Source organism: Rhodococcus sp. NPDC003322, assembly GCF_053589555.1.
Genome location: NZ_JBSFSC010000010.1, coordinates 27876 through 53331, shown reverse-complemented (window position 1 = coordinate 53331; position 25456 = coordinate 27876). Strand labels below are relative to the sequence as shown.

The window sequence follows — 25456 nt, the reverse complement described above, 5'->3', positions numbered from 1 at the left end:
GCACCGGTTCGCCGGAGGCGGTGTCGAACGCGACCCGCAGGTTCGCGTGGCGACGCAGCAACGCCTGCCCGGCCGCCCGCAGTCGCTGCGGATCGACGGTGCCGTCGAGATCGAGCACCGTCTGCACCAGGTAGGCGTCGAGGTGCTCACCCGCGAACTGCGCGTGGAAGAGCAATCCCTCCTGCAGCGGCGAGAGGGACCACACGTCGGCCAGACCCGGGTGGCGGGCCTCGAGGTGCTCGACCCCGGCCTGGTCCAGCGGGACCAGCGGCAGGTCCGACGGGGTCAGGCCGCCTGCGCCCGGGGTGGCGGAGTACTCGCTGAGCGCGGTCAGTGCCGCGACCCACAGGTCCGCGATGGCCTGCGCGTCGGCGCCGTCGAGGACGCCGGTCGCGTACGAGAAGGTGGCGCCGAGGCGGGTGCCGTCGGCGGTGTCGACCGCGGATGCGTTGATGTCGAGGATCACCGGTGCGGTCATGTCCGCGTCGCGCACGCCACCGAGGCTGCCCGATTCGGTGTCCGGGACCCAGGCGGCGTCGCCACCGACCTCGGCGGTCGCGACACGGCCGAGGTAGTTGAACCCGATCTGCGGTGCCGGCAGTTCCCGCAACTCGGCGGCGGTGTCCGCGTTCAGGTAGCGGAGCAGGCCGTAGCCGATGCCGTGGTCCGGGATCGAGAGCAGCTGTTCCTTGACCCGCTTGATCGCGTCTCCGGCCGCGGCACCGCCGGCGAACGCCTCGTCGAGGTCGATGCCGTCGAGGTCCAGCCGCACGGGGAACGCGGTGGTGAACCAGCCGACCGTGTTGGCGAGGTCCGCGCCGGGCACGGCCTGTTCCTCGCGGCCGTGGCCCTCGAGGGTGACGACGGCACCGGGCGCGTCGACGCCCCGATCCCGCCGCCACTTCGCGACCGCCAGCGCGAGCGCGGTGAGGAGTCCGTCGTTCGGGGTGCCGTGCACCATCGCGGGCACCCGCCCGAGCACCGCCTCCGCGACACCGGAGTCGAGTTCGACCCGCAGGTCGGCGAGGCTCGAGACGGTGTCGGCCTCGGGATCGAGCGCGCGGGCACCGAGCAGCGGGTCCGGGCCGTCCAGCACGGACCGCCACAGCGGCAGTTCGACGACGCGATCGGCGGCGCCCTCGGCCAGGCCGTGGGCCCAGCGCCGGAACGAGGTGCCCACGGCGGACAGCTCGGGCCCGTCGCCCTGCGTGGCCCGGACCCAGGCCAGAGCCAGATCCGGCACCAGGGCACGCCAGGAGACACCGTCGACCACCAGGTGATGGGCGAGCACGAGCAGCCGGCCCGCACCGGACGGCTCGGTGTCGAGCCAGACGAACTGCACCATCGACCCGGCTTCGGGGTCGAGGCGGCATGCCGCGGTACGCATCTCGGCCTCGGCGCGAGCGCCGAACCCGGCCGAGCCGGGCGCGTCGGCTACCGGAACCCGGGTGATGACCGCGTCCGCGGACACCGACCCGACGCCGGCGACCGCGAGGTGGCCGCCGTCGCCTGCGCGCACCAGACGCGAGCGCAGCATGTCGTGGTGATCGAGCACGGTCTGCACGGTGGCGTGCAGGTCGCTCTCGGTGATGCCCGCGGGCAGCGTGAGCATCACGGCCTGCGAGAACTCGTCGAACTCCCGAAGATGCTCGATCATCCAGTGCACGATCGGGGTGAGCGGCAGCTCACCGATGCCGCCGCCCGGCAGTTCCTCGAGCGTGACCGCGTCGGCACCGACCGCCGCGACCCGTGCGAGGGCCGCGATCGTCTTGTGCTCGAACACGAGCGCGGGCTTGAGCACGATGCCCTCCCGCTTGGCCCGCGAGACCAGCTGGATGGCCATGATCGAGTCGCCACCGAGCGCGAAGAACGAGTCGTCCACGCCGACGCGGTCCAGGCCGAGCAGTTCGGCCACCAGCCGGCACAGCACGGTCTCGGTCGGGGTGCTCGGCGCCCGGTAGGTCTCCGCCCGGTCGGTGAGGTCCGGTGCGGGCAGCGCCTTGCGGTCGAGCTTGCCGGATGCGTTGAGCGGCAACGAGTCGAGGACCATCAGCACCGACGGCACCATGTACTCGGGCAGCCTCGCGGACAGCGCCGAGGTCAGCGCGTCGACCTGCGGGGCCGCACCCGGGGCCGCGGTCAGGTAGGCGACGAGCTGCTGTGCGCCCGGAATGTCCTCGCGCACGAGAACGGCCGCCTGCGCGACCTCGGGCTGTTCGAGGAGCACCGACTCGATCTCGCCGAGCTCGATCCGCAGACCGCGCAGCTTGACCTGGAAGTCGGTCCGCCCCAGGTACACCAGTTCGAGTCCGCCGGTGGAGCCTTCGACCCACTTGACGAGGTCACCGGTGCGGTACATCCGCTGACCGTCGGCCATCGGGCTGGCGACGAACCGGTCCGCCGACAGGTCGGCGCGTCCGATGTACCCGCGTGCGAGCTGGGCGCCCGCCAGATACAGCTCACCCGCGACACCGAGCGGGACCGGACGGAGCCGGCCGTCGAGCACGTGCAGCTGGGTGTTCCAGACGGGGGCACCGATCGGCACCGTGGCGGTGTCGGCCGGCGTGTACTGGTGGAACGTGACGTCGACGGACGCCTCGGTCGGCCCGTAGAGGTTGTGCAGCGCCGCCGCACTCAGGCCGGCGAACGCCTGCGCGGCCTGCGGTGTCAGTGCCTCGCCGGAACAGAAGACCTGACGCAGGGACGGCACCCGCCCGGCGTCGACCACGGACGTGAAGGCCGACAGCATCGACGGGACGAAGTGGGCGGTCGTGACGGACTCCGCCTCGATGAGCTCCGCCAGGTACAGCGGATCGCGGTGCCCGTCCGGGCGTGCGATCACCAGGGTGGCACCGACCTGCAGCGGCCAGAAGAACTCCCACACCGAGACGTCGAAGGTCGACGGCGTCTTCTGGACGACCGTGTCCTCGGGCCCCATCGGGTACTGCGCCTGCATCCACTCGAGGCGGTTGACGATGCCCGCGTGCGGCACCGCGACACCCTTCGGGCGGCCGGTGGACCCGGACGTGTAGATCACGTAGGCGGTGTTCGAATCACGCAGCCGCGCAACACGTTCCGCGTCGACAACCGGGGCGTCCGAGTATCCGCTCGTGTCGAGGGAGTCGAGCGACCAGATCGTGGTGCCTGCAGGCACGTCGAGGTCGACGTCACCACCGGTGAGCACGACGGCCGGCGCGGAGGACTCGAGCACGTACCGGGTCCGGTCGGCGGGATGGTCGGGGTCCACCGGCACGTAGGCACCACCGGCCTTGACCACCGCGTACATGCCGACCAGCAGCTCCACCGACCGGCGCGCCGCAAGGGCGACGAGCACGTCCGGACCGACGCCGGCGTCGATCAGCTTGCGCGCCAAACGGTTCGCGCGCGCATCGAACTCGGCGTAGGTCAGGCGCTCGCCCTCGAAGACCAGCGCGACCGCGTCGGGGGTGCGGGCGACCTGAGCGTCGAACAGGTCGACCAGGGTGGCCTCGGCCACCGGGTGCGCCGTCGCGTTGACCGCGGCGATCGCGGACAGGTCCGCGGCACCGGCGATCTCCACGTCACCGACCACGACCTGCGGGTCGGCGGCGACGGCGGCCAGGATCCGCAGGTAGGCGTCGGCGAAGCCGCGCACCGTCGCCTCGTCGAACAGCGCGGTCGCGTAGCTCAGGGTGGAGGTCAGATCGGCGGGCGAGCCGTCCTCGTCGCGCGCGTCGCCGACGGTCAGCTGCAGGTCGAACTTGGCGACGTCGAAGTCGGACGTCAGTCCGCTCACGGCCAGTCCGGGCAGCTCGAAGGTCGCCTGGGTGTTGTTCTGCATCGTGAACATCACCTGGAACAGCGGCGAGTACGCCGTCGACCGGGTCGGCGCGAGCACCTCGACCAACTGCTCGAAGGGCATGTCCGCGTGGGTGAACGCGGACAGGTCGGTCTCGCGGGCCGCCTCGACCAGCGACTCGAACGTCGCCCCCGGGTCCACCTCGGTGCGGAGCACCAGTGTGTTGACGAACATGCCGACGAGGTCGTCGAGGGACTGCTCGCCGCGACCGGCGACCGGGGTGCCGATCGCGATGTCGGACTCGCGGCCCAGGCGCGCGAGCAGCACCGCGAGCGCGGAGTGCAGCACCATGAACAGGCTGGCGCCGCGGCTGCGGGCCACGTCCAGGAGCCGGGCGTGGGTGTCGGCGTCGATGACGAACTCGACGTTCGCACCGGCCGTGGACTGCACCGCGGGACGCGGCCGGTCCATCGGCAGATCGAGCACCTCGGGCAGTCCTGCGAGCCGCTCCCGCCAGTACGCACTCTGCTTGGCGATCAGCGACTCGGAATCGTCCGGCGCACCGAGGGTCTCGCGCTGCCAGATCGCGTAGTCCGCGTACTGCACGGGCAGGGCGGCCCACTGCGGCGCGCCACCGTGCGCGCGGGCACCGTAGGCCACCATGATGTCGCGGGCCAGCGGCGCCACCGAGGCACCGTCGGCGGCGATGTGGTGCATCACCACGACCAGCACCCGCTCGGTCGGGGAGGTCTGCAGCAGCGTGACCCGCACCGGCGGCGCAGCGGTGACGTCGAAGCCGCGGGAGATCAGCTCGACCGCACGACCGACGACCTCGGACTCGGCCACCGCGACCGGGGTCAGGGACACCGGCAGGTCCGAGATCGGCAGGATCTCCTGGTACGGACCGTCCGCCGAGTCCGGGTACACCGTCCGCAGCACCTCGTGCCGGGCCAGCACGTCGGCCACGGCCCGTTCGAGCGCGGCGACGTCGAGGTCACCGGACAGTCGAACGGCCATCGGCACGTTGTAGGCCGCCGAGTCGGTGTCGAACTGGTTGAGGAACCACATCCGACGCTGCGCCAGCGACAGCGGAATCCGCTGCGGCCGCGCCGTCGCGGTCAGCGCCGGCGCCTCCACGGTCGACGAATGTTCCACGCGTGCCGCGAGTTCCGCGACGGACGGGGCGTCGAACAGTTCGCGCACCCCGATCCGCACGCCGAGCGCGGCGCCGACCCGGGCGGTGACCTTGGTTGCGGACAGCGAGTTGCCGCCGAGGTCGAAGAAGCTCGCGGTCACGCCGACCCGGTCCACGCCGAGCACCTCGGCGAAGACACCGGCGACGATCTCCTCGGTGAGGGAGCGCGGCGCGACGTAGTCGACGCCGGGGGTGACGAACTCCGGCTTCGGCAGGGCGCGCCGATCCAGCTTGCCCGCCGGGGTCAGCGGGACCTCGGCGAGCCCGATCACGTGCGACGGCACCATGTACGCGGGCAGGAACTCCGCCGCGAAGGCGCGCAGCGTGTCCTCGTCCACCGTGCGCCCGGCCGCGGGCAGCACGTAGGCGACCAGGACGGTGCCGCCGTCGGGGGCCGTGACGCCCTCGGTGGTGACGAAGCCGACGCTCTCGTGGCAGGCCAGCACGCCGCTGATCTCGCCGAGTTCGATTCGGAACCCGCGCACCTTGACCTGGAAGTCGGACCGGCCGACGTACTCGAGGGTGCCCTCGGCGGTCCAGCGCACCACGTCGCCGGTGCGGTACATCCGCTCGCCGGGACGCCCGAACGGGTTGGCGACGAAGCGCTCCGACGTCAGCGGCCCACGCGCGTGGTAGCCGCGCGCCAGCGCCGGACCGGACAGGTACAGCTCGCCCGCGACGCCGACCGGCGCCGGCCGCAGGCGGCCGTCGAGGACGGCGACGCGGAAACCGCGGGTGGGGGCACCGATGGTGATCGGCTCACCGGCCTGCAGCGGCGCCGACACCGTCGACCACACGGTGGCCTCGGTCGGGCCGTACAGGTTCAGCATCGTGCGGTTCGGCGCCCAGCGGGCCACCAGTTCCGGCGGGCACGCGTCACCCGCGACCGCCAGGACACGCAGGGTGTCGAGACCGGTCGGGTCGGCCGCGGCGAGCGCGGCGGGGGTGATGCAGGCATGGGTCACCCGCCGGCTCAGCAGGAACTCGGAGAGCTCCACACCGCCGAACAGGTCGGCGGGGGCGATCACCATGGTGGACGCGCTGCCGAACGCCATCAGCATCTCGAACACCGACGCGTCGAAGCTCGGGGACGCGAACTGCAGTGTGCGCGAGCCCGGTTCGATGAGCATGTGGGCACGCTGCTCGGCCACGAGATCGGCCAGGCCGCGGTGGGTGACCACCACGCCCTTCGGCTGGCCGGTCGAGCCGGACGTGTAGATCACGTACGCGGCGTCGTCGACCTGCACCGGCCGGGCCGGCTCGACGGCCTCGTCGGACCCGGCGGCGATCGCGTCGACATCCTCGTCGAGGACGAGCCAGTCCACCCGATCAGACAGTGCGGCGCGGTGGCGAGACGTCGTGACACCCACGGCCACACCGGAATCGGTGAGCATGTGCGCGATGCGCTCGGCCGGATAGTTCGGGTCGACCGGCAGGAAGGCGGCCCCCGCCTTCGCGATCGCCCACACCGCGGCGACGGTGTCGATCGAGCGCGGCATCGCGATGGCGACGAAGGAGCCGGCACCCACACCCCGGTCGATCAGGAGCCGGGCCAGACGGTTCGAGCGGGCATCGAGATCGCGGTAGCTGATCCGGGTGTCCCCGGCGTCGACGGCGTCGCGCGCCGGATCGACCGCGACGGCCGCCGCGAGGATCTGCGGGAGGGTGCGGGGCGGGAGCCCCTCGGGACCGGCGACGCCGGCGAGTTCGTGCTCCTCGCGCGGGTCGAGGATCGGCACGTCACCGACCGGGATGGTCGGATCGACGACCACGGTCGACAGGATCCGTACCAGCCGGTCCGCGAACGTGCGCACCGTGGCGGGGTCGAACAGGTCGGTGGCGTAGGTGAACGCCGCCTGCATGCCGTCCGGTCGGCCGTCGGTGTCCACCTGCTCGCTCAGCGAGAGCTGCAGGTCGAACTTCGCGACGTCCGCGCTGATCTCCTCCGGGGAGATCGTCAGGCCGGGCAGTTCGAGCCGCACGTCCGTGGCGCTCTGGAAGTCGATCGCCACCTGGAACAGCGGGTGGTGCGACTGCGACCGGGACGGGCTGAGCACGTCGACGAGCCGCTCGAACGGCAGCTCCGTGTGCACGAACGCGGCGAGGTCGGTGGTGCGGGTGTGCTCGAGCAGGGTGGCGAAGTCGGTTTCCGGCTCGACCCGGGTGCGCAGCACCAGGGTGTTGACGAACATGCCGACCAGCGCGTCGAGTTCGGGCTCCCCGCGGCCGGCGACCGCGGTGCCGATCGCGATGTCCGTGGTGGTGCTCAACCGGGCAAGCAGCACCGCGAGGGTGGCGTGCATGACCATGAACACGGTGGCGCCCTGGGCCCGCGCGATCGCGGCGACGGCGCGGTGGACCTCGGCGTCGATCGCGAACTCGACCCGGCCGCCGCGCATCGAGGCGCGGGCGGGCCGCGGCCGGTCGGTCGGCAGGTCGAGCTGGTCGGGCAGCCCGGCCAGCGCGCCCGTCCAGTGCGACAGCTGTGCGGCCGCCCGGGACTGAGGGTCCTCGGCGTCGCCGAGCAGTTCGCGCTGCCAGATCGCGTAGTCGGCGTACTGCACCGGCAGCGCGGTCCACTGCGGCTCCTGCCCGTCGAGGCGGGCCGCGTAGGCGGTCATCAGGTCGGTCACCAGCGGAGTCAGGGAGACACCGTCCGCGGCGATGTGGTGCATCACCAGCACGAAAACGTGCTCGTCCGGGACGTCGCGATCGGTGGCCAGTTCGAGCAGCGCGGCCCGGACCGGGACCTCCGCCGTCACGTCGAAGCCTTCGGTCGCGAGCGCGGTGATGCGCTCGACCAGCTGCTCGGCCGCGATCGACTCGGCCGCGACGTCGAGCTCGACGGCATCGAGGTCGAGCACGACCTGGTGGCCACCGTCCGCAGAATCGGGGTAGACGGTGCGAAGCGTCTCCTGTCGGCCGACCACGTCACGCAGCGCCGCGCGCAGCGCCGCCACGTCGAGCGAACCGGACAACCGGACCGCCAGCGGAATGTTGTAGGCCGCCGACTCCGGATCGAGCCGGTTGAGGAACCACATCCGCTGCTGTGCGAGCGACAGCGGAACGGCGCCGTCCCGGGGCTGCGCGACGAGCGCGGGCCGCGTGCTGTCGCCGCCCCGCACGACCCGGGCCGCGAGCTCGGCGACGGTGCGCGCCTCGAACAGGTCGCGCACGCCGATCGCGGTACCGAAGGCCTGATTGACCTGTCCGACAACGCGAGTCGCGACCAGCGAGTTGCCGCCGAGGTCGAAGAAGTCGTCGGTGGCTCCGACGCGCTCCGCGTTCAGGATCCGGCCGAACACCTCGGCGATTCCGGTCTCGACGTCGCCGCGCGGTGCCACGTACACCGCGGCACCGGCGAACTCGGGGGCGGGCAGCGCGGACCGGTCGAGCTTGCCGAGGGCGGTGAGCGGCACCTCGTCGAGCACCATGATCACCGCCGGCACCATGTACGGCGGCAGGGTCTTCGCGATGTGCGCCGCGAGGGCGTCGGTGTCCAGTGCCGTTCCGGCCACCGGCTGGACGTACGCGACCAGCGCGAGGTCACCCGCCGGGCCGGGGCGGCCCACGGTCGCGGCGAACGCCACCGCCGGGTGTGCGGACAGGGCGGCGTCGATCTCGCCGAGCTCGACGCGGAAACCACGCACCTGGAGCTGGAAGTCCGAACGTCCCACGTACGCCAGGTCCATCGAAGCGGTCCACCGGACCACGTCGCCGGTGCGGTACATCCGCTCGCCGGGAGCGCCGTACGGGTTGGCGACGAAGCGTTCGGAGGTCAGGCCGTAGCGGGCGTGGTAGCCGCGGGCGAGACCGGCATTGGTGATGTACAGCTCGCCGGGGGTGCCCACCGGCACCGGGCGCAGCCGCGAGTCGAGAACCAGGGCGTGCACGCCGCGCATCGGCGCGCCGATGGTGATCGGCGTGCCCGGCGCGAGCGGTTCGGTGATGGTGACGATGACGGTCGTCTCGGTCGGGCCGTACGCGTTGCGCAGCCGGCCGCCCCAGCGGGCCGCCAGCTCCGGCGGACACACGTCACCACCGACGACGACCCGCTCGACGAGATCGAGACCGGTGGCGTCGATCGTCTGCACGCCCGTCGGGGTGCCGACGACCAGGGTGATCCGCTGGTCGCGGATGAAGCCGGCGAGCTCGGCGCCGCCGTACAGGTCGGTCGGGGCGATGACCATGGTGGCGCCTGCCCCGAACGTCGAGAGCATCTCGCCGACCGCGGCGTCGAAGCTGATCGCCGCGAACTGCAGCACCCGCGAGGCGGTGGAGGTGCCGTAGAGGTCGACGACGTCGGCGGTCAGCGAGGCCAGGCCGCGGTGCGGCACCGCGACGCCCTTGGGCAGACCGGTGGTGCCGGAGGTGTAGATCATGTACGCGACGTGGTCCACCGACAGCGCGGCGGCGCGGTCGGCGTCGGTCAGCGGCGCCGCGGACCGGGCCGCGACGCCCGCGGCGAGCGCCGCGTCGTCGAGCTCGAGCCAGCCACCCGCGGGGCGGGCCGCCTCCGGCAGCGCGGCGTGGAACTCGGCGGTGGTCAGGCCGAGCACCGCACCGGAGTCCGTCACCATGTGGGTGATCCGGTCGGCAGGCAGCTTCGGGTCGATCGGCACATAGGCGCCACCCGCCGCGGCGACCGCCCAGATCGCCACGATCGCGTCCACCGAACGCGGAATTGCCAGCGCCACAATGGAGTCCGGCCCCACACCGAGGTCGACCAGGTGCCGCCCCAGCCGGTTGGACCGGGCCGCGAGCCCCGCGTAGGTGACGTGCTCACCGGCGAACTCGATCGCGGTGCGGTCGGCGTTCTCCGCCGCCGCGGTGGCAAGGATCTGCGCCAGCGTCCGCGGCGCCGTGGCATCGGCGCCACGGGCGGTGGTCAGCGCGGATCGCTCGGCCGCATCGAGCACCGCGAGATCGCCGACCGGGGTGGCCGGCGCGGCCAGTGCCGTGGCGAGCAGCAGACACAGCCGCTCCCCGAACCGCGTCACGGTCGCGGCGTCGAACAGGTCGGTCGCGTAGGTCAGCACCGCGTCGGCGCCGGCATCCGCCCGCTCGAGTACGGTCAGCATCAGGTCGTACTTGGCCGAGCCGGTCGGCGCCTCCAGTGCGTCGACGTCGAGACCGGCCAGCTCGAACCGGGACCGCGTCGGCGACTGGAACGCCAGCGCCACCTGGAAGAGCGGCGAGTGCGCCGTCGAACGCGGCACGTCGAGCACGTCCACCAGCTGCTCGAACGGGATCTCGGCGTGCTCGAACGCGGCGAGGTCGGTGGCCCGGACGCGGGCGACCAGGCCGTCGAAGCTCTCACCGCGGTCCACCGCGGTGCGCAGCACGAGGGTGTTGACGAACATGCCGACGAGGTCGTCGAGTGCCCGCTCCCCCCGGCCGCCGACCGGGGTGCCGACGGCGATGTCGTCGGTGCCGGACAGCTGCGCGAGCAGCGTCGCGTAGGCGGCGTGCACCACCATGAACGGCGTCACGCCACGGCGGCGCGCGTAGGCGGTGACCTCCGCGTACAGCTCCGCCCCGAGAGCGAAACGGTGGTCGGCGCCCCGCATGGACTGCGCGGGCGGACGCGGGCGGTCGGTCGGCAGGTCGAGGCGGTCCGGCAGCCCGTCGAGGGTCCGGCGCCAGTGGTCGATCTGTCCGGCGGCCAGGGACTGCGGGTCGGCCGAGTCGCCGAGCACCGCCCGCTGCCAGATGCTGTAGTCGGCGTACTGGACGTCGAGCGGCGCCCAGGTGGGCACCTCTCCCGCGAGCCGGGCTCCGTACGCCACCATCACGTCGCGGGCCAGCGGAGTCATCGACAGTGCGTCACCCGAGATGTGGTGCAGCACGAGGACGAGCACGTGCTCGCCTCGGGCGTCGCCGTCGGTGACGCGAAGCAGCCGGGCGTGCAGCGGCACCTCGACGGTCACGTCGAAGCCGCGGGTCACGGTCTCGGCGACGGCGGCGGACAGCCCCGCCGAGTCCACGTCGACCGGAGTCAGGTCGGGCACCACCGTGCCGGTCGGCACGATCACCTGGTGCGGGCCGGACTCGGAATCCGGGAACATCGTGCGCAGCGACTCGTGCCGTTCGATCACGTCGGCCACCGCGGCCCGCATCGCGTCGACGTCGAGCCCGCCGACGAGACGGACCGGCAACGGCAGGTTGTACGCGGGCGAGGACGGGTCGTAGCGGTTGAGGAACCACATCCGCTGCTGGGCGAGCGACAGCGGCACCGCCGCGCCGCGGTCCTGACGCACCAGCGCCGGGCGGTCCCGACGGTCGGACAGCTCCAGCCTCGCCGCGAGCTGCGCGACGGTGGGGGCCTCGAACAGGTCCCGGACCCCGACGCGGATCCCGAGCGCCTCGCCGACCTGCGAGACCACCCGGGTCGCGACCAGCGAGTTGCCGCCGGCGTCGAAGAAGCTCTCCTCCACGCTGATCCGCGGCACGCCGAGCACGTCGGCGAACACGCCGGCGACCACCTCTTCGACCGGGTCGCGCGGCGCGACGTACTCCGCCGTGACGAGGTCGAACACGGGCTCCGGCAATGCCTTCCGGTCCAGCTTGCCGCTGCCGTTGAGCGGGAACTCGTCGAGCACCATGACCGCGGCGGGCACCATGTACGACGGCAGCGACTGCGCGGCGTGCGCGGCCACGGCGTCGCCGGTGACCTCCCACTCGCCGGTCGGCACGACGTAGCCGACGAGCTGGTCGCCGGTGTGCGCGTCGGTGCGAACCACCACGACGGACTGGCTGACGCCCGGCGCGGACAGCAGCGCCGCCTCGATCTCGCCGAGCTCGATCCGGTTGCCGCGCACCTTGACCTGGAAGTCGGTGCGGCCGACGTACTCCAGCACCCCATCGGCCCGGTGACGCACCAGGTCGCCGGTGCGGTACATCCGGTCACCGGCGGCGCCGAACGGGTCGGCGACGAAGCGGTCCGAGGTCAGGTCGACCCGGCCCTGGTAACCGCGCGCCAGCTGGACGCCCGACAGATACAGCTCACCCGCGACACCCACCGGAACCGGCTGCAGGCGCGAGTCGAGCACGTACAGACGGGTGTTCCACATCGGGACGCCGATCGGCACGACGCCCCGGTCGTCGGCGGTGTGCCGCCAGTACGTGACGGCGAGGGACGCCTCGGCCGGGCCGTACAGGTTGTCGAGCGGCGCGGACGCCAGAGCCCGGAACCGTTCGGCGGTCTCGATCGGCAGCGCCTCACCGATCGCGATCACCGCGCGCACCGAATCCGGGATGCGCGCAGACGAATTCGACACGAACATCGCCAGCATCGAGGGCACGAACTGCACCACGGTGACGTTCTCGTCGACCATCAGCCCCGACAGGTACTCGGGGTCGCGGTGCCCGTCCGCGCGGGCGATGACGAGCCGGGCGCCGGTCTGCAGCGTCCAGAAGAACTCCCACACCGAGACGTCGAACGTCATCGGGGTCTTGAGCATCACCGCGTCGTCGGTGGTGAGCGCGTACTCCGCCTGCATCCAGCGCAGCTGGTTGACCAGGCCGGCATGCGGCACCGAGATGCCCTTCGGCCGACCGGTGGAGCCGGAGGTGTAGATCAGGTTCGCCGGGTGCTCCGGGCGCAGCGCGGTGATCCGGTCCCCGTCGGTGACCGGCGCGGCGTCGAGGGCGGCGGTGTCGATCTCGTCGATCCGCAGCGCGGGCGCGTCGGCGGGCAGCGCGTCGGCGTCGCGGGAGGTGGTCAGCACGCACACCGGTGCCGCACTGTCCAGGACGTAGCCGTTGCGCTCGGCCGGGTGGTCCGGGTCCAGCGGCACGTAGGCGCCACCGGCCTTGAGGATCGCGTACATGCCGACGAGCAAATCGATGGAACGGCGAATCGACAGGCCCACAACCGATTCCGGACCCACGCCCAGACCGATGAGGTGCCGTGCGAGGCGGTTCGCCCGCGCGTCGAACTCGGCGTACGTCAGCTGCTCGCCCTCGAACACGAGGGCCACCGCATCCGGGGTGCGGGCCACCTGCGCGTCGAACAGTGCGGCGAGGGTGTCCGCCCCGGCCGCGACCTCCGGCACCTCGTGCGCGGTGTCGTTCCAGGTGTCGAGGACCAGGGTGCGCTCATCCTCGGAGACGAGCGCGATGTCACCCACCGCGACCGCGGGATCGGCGGCCACGGCGTCGAGGACGGCGGTGAACCGGCGGGCGAAGGTCTCCGCGGTCGACCGGTCGAACAGGTCGCTCGCGTAGGTGAGCACGATGTCGATGTCACCGGGCGCCCCCTGGGCGTCGGTGGTGTCCGTGACGGTCAGCTGCAGGTCGAACCGGGACTGGCCGGTCTCGAACTCGGCGGGCGCCACCGTCAGGCCCGGCAGCTCGAGGGCGGCGCGGGTGATGTTCTGGAACCACAGCGACACCTGGAACAGCGGGTGGTAGGCCGCCGACCGGGTCGGGTTCAGCGCCTCGACGAGCCGCTCGAACGGGATGTCGGTGTGCGTGAACGCGGCCAGGTCGCCCTCGCGGACCCGACCGAGCAGGTCCGCGAACGAGGCGTTCTCGTCGACCTCGGTCCGCAGCACCAGGGTGCCGACGAACATGCCGACCACGTCGTCGAGCGCGGCCTCGCCGCGGCCCGCGATCGGGGTGCCGACCGCGATGTCCTCGCTGCCCGACAACCGGGCCAGGAGCACGGACAGGGCGGCGTGCACGACCATGAACAGCGTCGAATTCGTCTGCCGCGCAACCTCGATCAGGCGCGCGTGCAGCGCGGCGTCGAGGCTGAAGGCGACGTCGCCGCCCCGGTAGGACTGCTGCGCCGGACGTGGCCGGTCGGTGGGCAGTTCCAGCAGGTCGGGCAGGTCCGCGAGCGCGGTGCGCCAGTAGTCCAGCTGCCGCGCGGCCAGCGACTGCGGGTCCTTCTCGTCGCCGAGCAGCTCGCGCTGCCAGATCGCGAAGTCGCCGTACTGCACCGGCAGCGGGGCCCAGGCCGGCGCCTCCCCCGCGGTGCGCGCGGTGTACGCGATCATCAGGTCCCGGGCCAGCGGCGCCGAGGACCAGCCGTCGAACGAGATGTGGTGCAGGACGAACACCAGCACGTATTCGGCGACGGCGGTGCCGTCCATGTCGGCGACGGCGGTGCCGTCCATGTCGGCAGTGGTGGTGGCGAGCAGCCGTACCCGCAGCGGCGGGGCCGCGGTGACGTCGAACGGGGCGGTCGCCAGCGCGACCACCTCCCGTTCGAGCTCGCCCTCGGCGACCCGGACGACCTCGAGGTCCGCGGTCGCCGCGACCTGCTCGGCGGGCAGCACCACCTGGTGCGGGCCCGACACCGAGTCCGGGTACACCGTGCGCAGGGTCTCGTGCCGGTCCAGCACGTCACGCATCGCCGCGCGCAGCGACGGCACGTCGAGCTCGCCGGTGAGGCGGATCGCGAACGGCATGTTGTAGGCGGCCGACGCCTGGTCGAACCGGTTGAGGAACCACATCCGCTGCTGTGCCAGCGACAGCGGCACCTCGCCGTTGCGGTCGCGGGCGGTCAGCGCGGGCCGCGGCGCGGCCTCGTCTCCGGCCTCGGCACGCACGGCGAGCTCGGCGACGGTCGGCGCGTCGAAGATCTCGCGGACTCCGAGCCCGGTCCCGAAGGCGGCGTTGACGCGGGAGATCACCTGGGTGGCGATCAGCGAGTTGCCGCCGAGATCGAAGAAGTTGTCGGTCGCGCCGACCCGCGGTGCGCCGACGACCTCGGCGAAGATCGTGGCGACGATCTCCTCGACCGGCGTGCGGGGCGCGATGTAGGCGCCGACCGCGGCGTCGAAGGACGGCGCAGGCAGTGCGCGGCGGTCCAGCTTGCCCGCCGCGCTGAGCGGCAGGTCGGGAAGCGTCATGATCGCCGACGGCACCATGTACCGCGGAAGGGTCTTCTCGAGCGCGTGCCGCAGCGCCGCGGCGTCGGCGGCCGCGCCGTCCACGGTGACCACGTAGGCGACCAGCTGGGCACCGACGCGCTCGTCCTGATGGACGACCACCGCGGCGCGGGCGATGGTGGTGTCGGCACGCAGCGCCGCCTCGACCTCACCGGGTTCGAGGCGCTGGCCACGCAACTTGACCTGGAAGTCGGTGCGGCCCAGGAACTCCAGCTCACCGGCGGCGTTCCACCGCACCAGGTCGCCGGTACGGTACATGCGCTCGCCGGTGGCGAACGGGTCGGCCACGAAGCGTTCGGCGGTCAGGTCGACGCGCCCCAGGTAGCCTCGGGCGACCTGGTCACCCGACAGATAGAGCTCTCCCCCGACGCCCACCGGAACCGGGTGCAGACGGCCGTCGAGGACGTGCGCGCGCACGCTCGCGCCGGGTCGGCCCATCGGCACGATCGAGCCGGGAACCCGGGTGGCCGGGTCGAACTCGTCGGCGACGGTCACCGTCACGGCGGTCTCGGTCGGCCCGTAACCGTTGCGCACCCGCACACCCGCGGCGGCGGCGCGTTCGGCGAGCGCGAGCGAGATCGCCTCGCCGCCGACGCGGACGAACCGCAGCGAATCGGCGAGCGGAAGGCCGGAACCGAGGAAGACCTCGAGCATCGACGGGACGAAATGCGCGACGGTGACACGCTCACGCGCGATCAGGTCCGCGAGGTAGGCGGCGTCGCGGTGACCGTCCGGCCGCGCGACCACGATCCGGCCGCCCGTCTGCAGTCCGACGAACGACTCCCACACAGCGACGTCGAAGGTCGGCGCCGACTTGTGCAGCAGCACGTCCTGTTCCGAGAGCTCGGCCTCGTCGCGAATCCACCGCAGGTGCGCGGTGACCGCGCGGTGCGAGACCACGACGCCCTTCGGACGACCCGTCGAACCGGAGGTGAAGAACACGTACGCGGGGTGCTCGGGGTGCACGGCCGAACGCCGGTCGGCGTCGGTCAGCGGCACGGCCGAGCCGGACTCGTCGACCTCGTCGACCCGCAGGACGCGGCGTCCGTCCAGCGGCAGACCTGCCTCGTCCGCGGCGGACGTCAGGACGCACACCGGTGCGGCGGCGTCGAGCACGTACGCGTTGCGGTCGAGCGGCTGCTCGGGGTCGACGGGCACGTACGCACCGCCGGCCTCGACGACCGCGTATGCGGCGACGAGCGATTCCACGGACCGGCGCATCGCCACCGCGACGGTGGCCTCCGGTCCCACACCGAGGCCGACGAGGGCCCGCGCGACACGGCTGACCCGGGCCTCGAACTCGGCGTACGTCAGCGACCGGTCGTCGTCGGAGACGGCGACCGCATCCGGCGTGCGCAGCACCTGGGCGTGGAAGTCGTCCAACAGCAGTCCGGAGCGGGTCGGGACGGCATGCGCCGACCCGAGTGCGGTGACGTCGGCGATCTCGTCGGCACCGAGCAGGGGCACGTCACCGACCGCGACGGCCGGATCCGCGACCACCGCGTGGAGCAGCCGGGTGAACCACCGGGTGTACCGCGCGATCGTCGACTCGTCGAACAGGTCGGTCGCGTACAGGAACGTCACGTCGTAACCGGCACTCGCGCGCTCGGTGACGGTGACCGCGAGGTCGAACTTCGACACCGCGGTCCTGATGCCCTCGGCGGCGACGGTCAGACCCGGCAGGTCGATGCGGGGATCGGTGAAGTTCTCCAGCGCGAACTGCACCTGGAACAGCGGCGAGTGTGCGGCGGAGCGAACGGGGTTGAGCACCTCGACCAGCCGCTCGAACGGCACGTCGGCGTGCTCGAACGCGGCCAGGTCACGGCCGCGGACCTGCGCGAGCAGATCCGTGAACGAGGCCGCGCCGTCCACCTCGGTGCGCAGTACCAGGGTGTTGACGAACATGCCGACCAGCTCGTCGAGCGCCTTCTCGCCACGGCCGGCGACGGGTGTGCCGACCGCGATGTCGGACTCGCCGGACACCCGCGACAGCAGCACCGCGAGCGCGGACTGCAGCACCATGAAGGGGGTCGAGCGGTGCGCGTGCGCAAGCTCGTCCACGGCGCGGCGGGTCTGCGCGTCCAGCGAGAACTGCACGCGCGCACCGTTACCCGACCGGACGAGGGGACGTGGACGATCGGCAGGCAACTCCAGCACGTCCGGCAGGCCCGCCAGTTCGCGCGTCCAGAAGTCGATCTGGCGCGCCGACAGCGACTGGGGGTCCTGCTCGTCGCCGAGCATCTTCCGCTGCCAGATCGCGAAGTCCGGGTACTGCACCGGCAGCGGCGCCCACACCGGCGGCGCCGCCTGGGTGCGGGAGGTGTAGGCGAGCACCAGGTCGCGTGCCAGCGGCGCCAGCGACCAACCGTCGGTGGCGATGTGGTGCATCACCAGCGCAAGCACGTGCTGATCGGGGGCGAGTTCGAACAGGTACGCCCGCACCGGGATCTCGCGGGTGACGTCGAATCCCGCGGAGCCGATTTCCAGTGCCCGCGTGTGCAGTTCACCCTCGGACACTGCGATCGAGGCCAGTTCGACACCGACCTCGGAAAGCGGCAGAACCACCTGTTCCGGTCCGTCCGCGGTCTCCGGGAACACGGTGCGCAGCGACTCGTGCCGATCCAGCACGTCGCGCAGCGCCTCACCCATCGCGGCGACGTCGAGCCGCCCGGACAGCCGGATGGCCATCGGTACGTTGTAGCTGCCGGAACCCGGATCGAACCGGTTGAGGAACCACATTCGCTGCTGTGCCAGCGACAGCGGGATCCGGGCGGGGCGCTCCCCCGCCACCAGCGGAAGCCGGTCCGCGGCGCCGGTGGCGGCGTGCTCGGCACGCAAGGCCAGCCCGCCGACCGTCGGAGCCTCGAACAGGTCCCGGACGCCGATCGCGGTACCGAGCGCGGCGTTCACCCGCGCGGTGACCTTGGTGGCGATCAGCGAGTTGCCGCCGAGATCGAAGAAGTCGTCGGTCAATCCGGCGCGCGAGACACCGAGGACGTCCGCGAAGACATCCGCGACGAGCTCCTCGACCGGCGTCACCGGCGCGACGTATTCCGTTGCGGCGGAGGTGAACACAGGAGCCGGCAGCGCCCGGCGGTCGAGCTTTCCGACCGGGGTCAGCGGCACCTCGTCGAGCACCACGATCGCCGCGGGCACCATGTAGGCGGTCAGCGAACGGCCGACGAACTCGGCCAGCTCGGCGGTGTCGATCGTCGTGCCGGGCGCGGGACGCACGTAGGCGGCGAGCTGCGTCTGGCCGTGCTCGTTGTCGACGCCGAGGGTCGCCGCGAAGTCCACCGTCGGGTGCGCGGTCAGGGCGGCGTCGATCTCGCCGAGCTCGATCCGGAAACCGCGAACCTTGACCTGGAAGTCCGAGCGGCCGAGGTACTCGATCGTGAGATTCTCGGTCCACCGCACCAGGTCACCGGTGCGGTACATGCGCTCGCCGGGCGAGGTCGGACTGGCGACGAACCGCTCCGCGTTGAGCGCAGGCCGGTCGTGATAGCCGCGGGCCAGGCCCACACCCGAGATGTAGAGCTCACCCGTGGCTCCCACCGGAACCACCCGGAGCCGCTCGTCGAGGACAAGCAGGGACACACCGCGGATCGGGCCACCGATGGTGATCGGCTCGCCCGGCGTCATCGGGTCGCTGATGGCCGCCATGATCGTGGTCTCGGTCGGGCCGTAGCCGTTGTGCAGTCGGCGGCCCGGCGCCCACCGGGCGACGATCTCGGCCGGCACGGCCTCACCGCCGGCGACCAGGTGCTGCAGGGTGTCGAGACCGGTCGGATCCACCGACGCGAGCGCCGACGGCGTGATGAAGGCGTGCGTGACCCGCTCGGCGACGATCAGGTCGTGCAGCTCGGCGCCACCGAACACCGTCGGAGGCGAGACCACCAGCGTCGCACCGGTTCCGAACGCCATCGTGTACTCGAGGATCGACGCGTCGAAGCTGGGCGACGCGACGTGCAACACCCGCGACGCGGGCGTGACGTCGTAGCGTTCGCGCTGCTCGACCGCGAAGTTCGCCAGGCCGGTGCGGGTGACGACGACGCCCTTCGGCAGGCCCGTCGACCCCGACGTGTAGATCATGTACGCGGGCTGCTCGAGGTGTGAGGCGCCACGACGGTCCGCGTTGGTCAGCGGCGCGGCGGAACGCTCCGCGGCCAGGGACACGAACTCGTCGGTGTCGATCACCAGCCACTCGGCGTCACCGTCCGGCAGCAGGGACCGCTCGGCGGAGACCGTCAGACCGATCCGGGCGCCCGAGTCGGTGAGCATGTGCTCGATCCGGTCGAGCGGGTAGTTCGGGTCGACCGGCACGAACGCGCCACCGGACTTGAGCACCGCCCACATCGCGACGATCGAGTGCAGCGAGCGGGTCATGCCCAGCGCCACAAAGGTTTCCGGGCCGATGCCCCGCTCGACCAGCAGCCGGGCCATCCGGTTGGACTGCTCGTCGAGCTCGCGGTACGTCAGTTCCCGGCCACCGAAGGAGACAGCTGTCCCCTCGAGGTTGGCGGCACACGCCTGCGCGAAGAGTTCGAAGCCGTGCTCGGTCGCCACGGCGGGCAGACCGTGGACCGGTGCGAGCACCGCCCGCTCCGCCTCGTCGAGGATCTCCACGCTGCCGACGGCCGCGGTCGGGTCCGCCACCACCGCGGCCAGGATCCGGGTGAAGCGGGCCATGAGCCGCTCGACCTCGTCGCGGCCGAACACGGTCGGCAGGAACTTGGTGGTGAAGCGCAGCGCCGGATCCTGCAACGCGACCAGCGTCAGCGGGTAGTGGGTGGCGTCGTTGACTCCGATGTCGAGCACGCGCATGCCCGCGATGTCGCTGGCCGCGGCCAGCGCGTCACGGTTCACCGGGTACGACTCGAACACGGCCAGCGTGTCGAACAGGACGCCGAGTCCCGCGGTCCGCTGGATGTCCGTGAGTCCGGTGTGGTGATGGTCGAGCAGGTCCGCCTGCTCGCCCTGCAGCCGGCGCACCAGGTCGGTGATCGACTCGTCCTCGTCCAGGCGCACCCGCACCGGGAGGGTGTTGATGAACAGGCCGATCATCGTCTCGATGCCCGGCAGGTGCGGCGGGCGACCGGACACGGTCGCGCCGAACACCACGTCGGTACGCCCGGTCAGGCGGGCCAGCAGCACACCCCACGCGGCCTGCACGATCGTGTTGGCGGTGACGCCGAGGTCGCGGGCCAGCGCGACCACTCCGGCCTCGACCTCCGCCTCCAGGGAGACCTCGATCTCCTCCGGCACCGGCAGCGCCGCCACCGGGTGACCGGACGCGATCAGGGTCGGCTCCTCGAGCCCGTCCAGCGCCCGCGCCCAGGCGTCCTCGGACGTCTGCGGGTCCTGCCGGTCGAGCCACTCCAGGAAGTCCCGGTAGGAGCGGCCGCGCACCAGCGCCGAACGGTCCCCGGCCTGCGCGTACAACGCGAGCAGGTCCTGCAGGATCAGCGGCAGCGACCAGCCGTCGATCAGCAGGTGGTGGTTCGTGATGGCCAGCCGGTACCCGTCGGCGGCGGTGCGAACGAGCAGCAGCCGCACCAGCGGCGGTGCGGCGACGTCGAATCGCGCGACCCGGTCCGCGTCGATCAACCGGGTGGCCTCCGCCTCGGCGTCGGCCGGGCTCCGGTCCGTCAGATCGACGGTGGTGAACGGCACCACGGCCTCGTCGACGACGATCTGTGCGGGGACGCCTGCCTCGTCGTAGACGAACGCGGCCCGCAGGCTCGGATGCTGGTCGACCAGCGCCTGCCCGGCAGCGCGCATCCGGTCGGCGTCGACGACGCCACCGAGGTCGAGAACGATCTGCGCGGTGTACACGTCCACCGACTGGTCCGTCAGCGTGGCGTGGAACAGCAGGCCGGACTGCAGCGGGGACAGCGACCACACGTCGGTCAGCGACGGGTACCGCCGCTCCCACACCTCGATCTGATCCTGCGTCACCGACACCAGTGGCAGGTCGGACGGAGTGTACCCGCCGGTGTGCTCCGACGCGGCGAGCGCGGCGAGTCCGTCGAGTGCCCGGCACCACAGCCGCGCCAGTTCGGCCACCGACTGCTCGTCGAGCAGCCCCGACGCGTACGCGAACGTCGCGCTCAGGCGGACACCGTCGGCGGTGTCGGCAGCGATGGCGTCGATCGCCAGCGCGGCGGACAGCGCCATGTCGGCGTCCCGGTGCGCACCGGTGCCGAGCGAGTCGCCGTCCGGCATCCAGCCGACGGACCGCAGCTCGTCGGGGATGTCGCCGGCGGACAGCCGGCCCAGGTAGTTGAACGCGATCTGCGGCCGTGACCAGTCGCGCATCCGGCGGGCGGTCTCGTCGTTGAGATGGCGCAGCATCCCGTAGCCGATGCCGTGGTCCGGCACCGATCGCAGCTGTTCCTTGATCCGCTTGAGCGCGGTCGCGGCGGCCCGGCGGCCGGCCAGCGCGTCGTCGAGGTCGACGTCGCCGAGGTCGAGGCGCATCGGGAAGACGCTGGTGAACCAGCCGACCGTGCGGGACAGGTCGGCGCCCGGGACCACGGCCTCCTCACGGCCGTGTCCCTCGAGGTCGATCAGGGTGGACGCCCAGTCCTGGCCGCGGTCGCGGCGCCACGCGGCAACCGCGATCGCCAGGCCGGCGAGCAGGGCGTCGTTGACGCCGCCGCGGAACTGCGCGGGCAGCGTGGTCAGCAGCGCCTCGGTGGTCGGGCCGCTCAGCTCGACCTCGATGCGCTGCTCGGTGGCCGCCACGTCGACGGCCGGGTCCAGGGCCCGCGCACCGAGCAGCGGGTCGGGCCCGTCGACGATCCCGCGCCAGGTGTCGAGTTCGGCGACCCGCTCCGGGGCCTGCGCGGCCTCGAGCAGACCGTGCGCCCAGCGGCGCAGTGACGTGCCGACCTCGGGGAGGGCCGGAGCGGCACCGGCCGCGATCTGCAGCCACGCCGTCGCGAAGTCCGGCACGAGCGCGCGCCAGGACACACCGTCGACCGCGAGGTGGTGGACGACCGCGAGCATCCGGTCCGCGTCGGCGACCGCATCCGCGGCGGTGAGCCGGACGAACTGGGCCATCACGCCTGCGGCGGGATCGAGCCTGCCCGCGGCCGCCGCGGTCTCGGTCTCGATCTGCGCGGCGAACGCCTCGGTTCCCGGGGCCGCGACCGCGGGGACCTCGACGACGAGGTCCGCGGCCGACACCGACCCGATCGGGAGGGCGCGGAAGGCCACGTCGGTTCCGGAGCCGGTCAGCTGCGACCGCAGCATGTCGTGGCGGTCCAACACGGCCTGCACCGTCGCGATCACCTGATCGGACGCTGCGCCCTCCGGCAGCACGAGCACCAGTGCCTGCGCGAAGCCCGCGAACGTGCCGAGGTCGAGCATCGAACGCACGATCGGGGTGAGCGGCACGTCGCCGACGCCACCGCCGGGCAGTTCCTCGAGCCGGGCCGCGGCGGCGTCCGCGTCGTCGACGATCCGGGCGACCTCGGCGAGGCCCGCGACGGTGCGACGCTCGAACACGTCCCGCGCGGTGAACGAGAGACCGGCCGCCTTCGCGCGGGAGACCAGCTGCATCGAGATGATGCTGTCGCCGCCGAGCTCGAAGAAGCTGGCGTCGACATTGATCCGATCGAGGCCGAGGACCTGGGCGAAGACCGCCGCGATCCGGTGTTCGAGCGGGGTGCTCGGATCGCGGTGCTCGCCGGCCGCGGCGGTCGGCAGCGGTTCCGGCAACGCCGCGCGGTCGAGCTTGCCGTTGACCGTCAGCGGGATCTCGTCGAGGACGACGACCGTGGCGGGGACCATGTACTCCGGCAGCTGCCTGCCGGCGTGCCCGAGCAGGTCGGCGGTGTCGACCTGCTCGCCCTCCACCGGCAGCACGTAGGCGACGAGGAGGCTCTGCCCGGCCGCACCGGTCCGCACCTGGGTGGTCGCGAAGTCGACGGCGGGGTGGCTCGAGAGCGCGTCGTCGATCTCGCCCAGCTCGATCCGGAAGCCGCGGACCTTCACCTGGAAGTCGGAACGGCCGACGTAGTCCAGGTCGCCGGCGCCGGTCCAGCGGACCACGTCGCCGGTGCGGTACATCCGGGCGCCCGGCTCGCCGAAGGGGTTCGCGACGAATCGCTCGGAGCTGAGCGCGGCGCGACCGTGGTAGCCGCGGGCGAGGCCCGGGTTGGCGATGTACAGCTCGCCGGCCACCCCGATCGGGGTCGGTCGCAGCTGCGAGTCGAGGACGAGGGCGTGCACGCCCCGCATCGGGGCACCAATCGTCACCGGCATGTCCGGGGTCAGCGGATCGGTGATGGTGACGATGACCGTGGTCTCGGTCGGGCCGTACGCGTTGCGCAGACGGCCGTCCCAGCGGGCGGCGAGCTCCGGCGGGAGCACGTCGCCACCGGTGATGACGCGGACCAGCTCGTCCAGGCCCTCGGGGTTCAGGGTCTGCGCGGCGGGAGGCGTCGAGACCAGCGTGGTCACGTGCTCGCTGGCGAGCACCGCGGCCAGGTCGTCGCCGCCGAGCACAGTCGGCGGCGTGACCACCAGGGTCGCGCCGTGCGCGAACGCGGCGAGCATCTCACCGAACGCGGCGTCGAAGCTCGGCGACGCGAAGTGCGCGACGCGGGCCTCGGGGGTGACCGAGTAGGTGACGCGCAGGTCCGCCGCCAGGGTCGACAGGCCCAGGTGCGGGACGACGACGCCCTTCGGCTTGCCGGTCGAACCGGACGTGTAGATGACGTAGGCCGGGTTCGCGGGACGGATCGGCGCGAGCCGGTCGGCGTCCGTGACGGGGTCGGCGGACTGCGCGGCACACAGCTCGCCCAGCTCCGCGGAGTCGAGGACCAGCCAGTCCACGCCGTCCGGCAGGTCACCGCGGTGCGCGGCCAGCGTCACGCCCTCGGCGATCTGCGAGTCGGTGACCATGTGTGCGATGCGGTCGGCCGGGTAGTTGGGGTCGATCGGCAGGTAGGCGCCGCCTGCCTTGGCGATGGCCCAGACCGCGAGCACCGATTCCAGCGAGCGCGGCGCGGCGAGGGCGACGAAGCTCTCCGGCGCGACCCCGCGGTCGATGAGCACCCGCGCGAGCCGGTTGGCCCGGGCGTCGAGCTCACGGTAGGTCCACTCGGTGCCGTCGAGGGTGACCGCGACGCGGTCGGCGTGCAGCTGCGCACTCTCGGTGAGGATGTCCGCGAGGACGCGCGGCTCGGTCGCCTTCTCGCCCCGCCGGTCCGCCAGCCACACGACCTCCGCTTCGCCGACGTACTCGAGGTCGGAGAGGGTGGCCTCGGGGTCGGCGGCGACGAACCGGGCGAGGAAGTCGAAGAAGCGTTCGTGGTGCCGCGCGACCTCCTCGTCGGTGTAGCGGGCCGGGTTGCCGATGAAGTCGATGTGGGTGCTGCCGGTGCCCGTCTCGTACAGGTTGAGCATCAGGTCGTCGACCGGGCCGGACGAGAGCACGTGCAGGTGCGAGGTCATCTCGCCCAGGCGCAGGTCGCCCAGGCCCATCATGATGTTGACGACGGGTCCGAAGTACGCCCGCTCGGCGCCCTGGACGCCGAGATCACGCCGGATGTCCTCGGCGCGGTACCGCTGGTGCCGCAGGGCGCCGACGAGCTGCACCTGCACGGACTCGACGAGGCTGCCGATCGAGGTGTCCGCGCCGACCGTGACACGCAGCGGAACCACGTTCGACACCATGCCGCCGGCGCGGCGCATCGCGGCGGTGGTGCGCGCGGACACCGGCAGCGAAAGCAGGACGTCCTCGGTGCCGGTCATCCGGCCGAAGTAGGCGGCGAACGCGGCGATGCTGGCGGGCGCGAAGGACGGGCCGGCCTCGGTCATCCGGTCCACGGTCTCAGCGGACAGCGGCGCGCTGGCCACCCGGCTGAGCGCCTGCGCGGGGGCCTGGCGGGGGGCGAAGCTGACCGGCTCCGGCAGCCCCTTCGCGATTTCGCTCCAGTACTCCCGGTCGGTGGCGAAGCGGGAGGAGGTCCGGTACTTGTCCTCGGCCTGGTAGAGCTCGAACAGCCCGTCCTTGCGCTCGGTGGGCAGCTCGGCGCCCGAGAGGGCCTCGGTGTACAGCTCCGCGGTGCGGGTCATCAGCGTGATCGCGCCGAGACCGTCCAGCGCGACATGGTGGCAGCGCGCATACCAGTAGTGATGATCCGGTCCCAGGGTGAGCAGGGCGCAGAGGATCAGGGGGTCACCGAGCAGGTCGAGCGGGGCGGTGTACTCGGCCTGCATCCACGCCCGAGCGGCCGCGGCGGGGTCGGACTCGCCCGAGAAGTCGAGACGGACCATCGACTGGTCGATCGTGCGGTCGACCATCTGATAGGGACGCCCATCGACGTCGAGGATGCGAAGGTAACCGGAACCGAGTTCCTTGCCGACAACGATGAGAGCGCGTTCGAGCAGGTCGACGTCGAGTGCACCGCGAAGCTCCACGTACTGCGCCATGTTGATCGGCACATCGGGATTCAGCTGCTGCGAGAGCCACAATCCGAACTGGGCGGCCGAGAGGGGGAACGCGCCGGCGGGGACTCCCGCCACCTCCCCCGCCCGTGCTCCCACGTTCGTCGTCGCCTCGTCCAC

Annotated in this window: 1 protein-coding gene (running past one end of the window); it reads right to left on the bottom strand. The window is 72.3% G+C overall.

The genetic code is table 11. The annotated features are described in order from the left end of the window. Positions 1-25456, bottom strand: the 5' portion of a protein-coding gene (locus ACWDUM_RS27540) for a non-ribosomal peptide synthase/polyketide synthase (RefSeq protein ID WP_450136456.1). 18050 nt of this gene lie to the left of the window's left edge; 25456 of the gene's 43506 nt are visible here — the first part of the coding sequence; it begins with the start codon at positions 25454-25456; its stop codon lies off the left edge, out of view.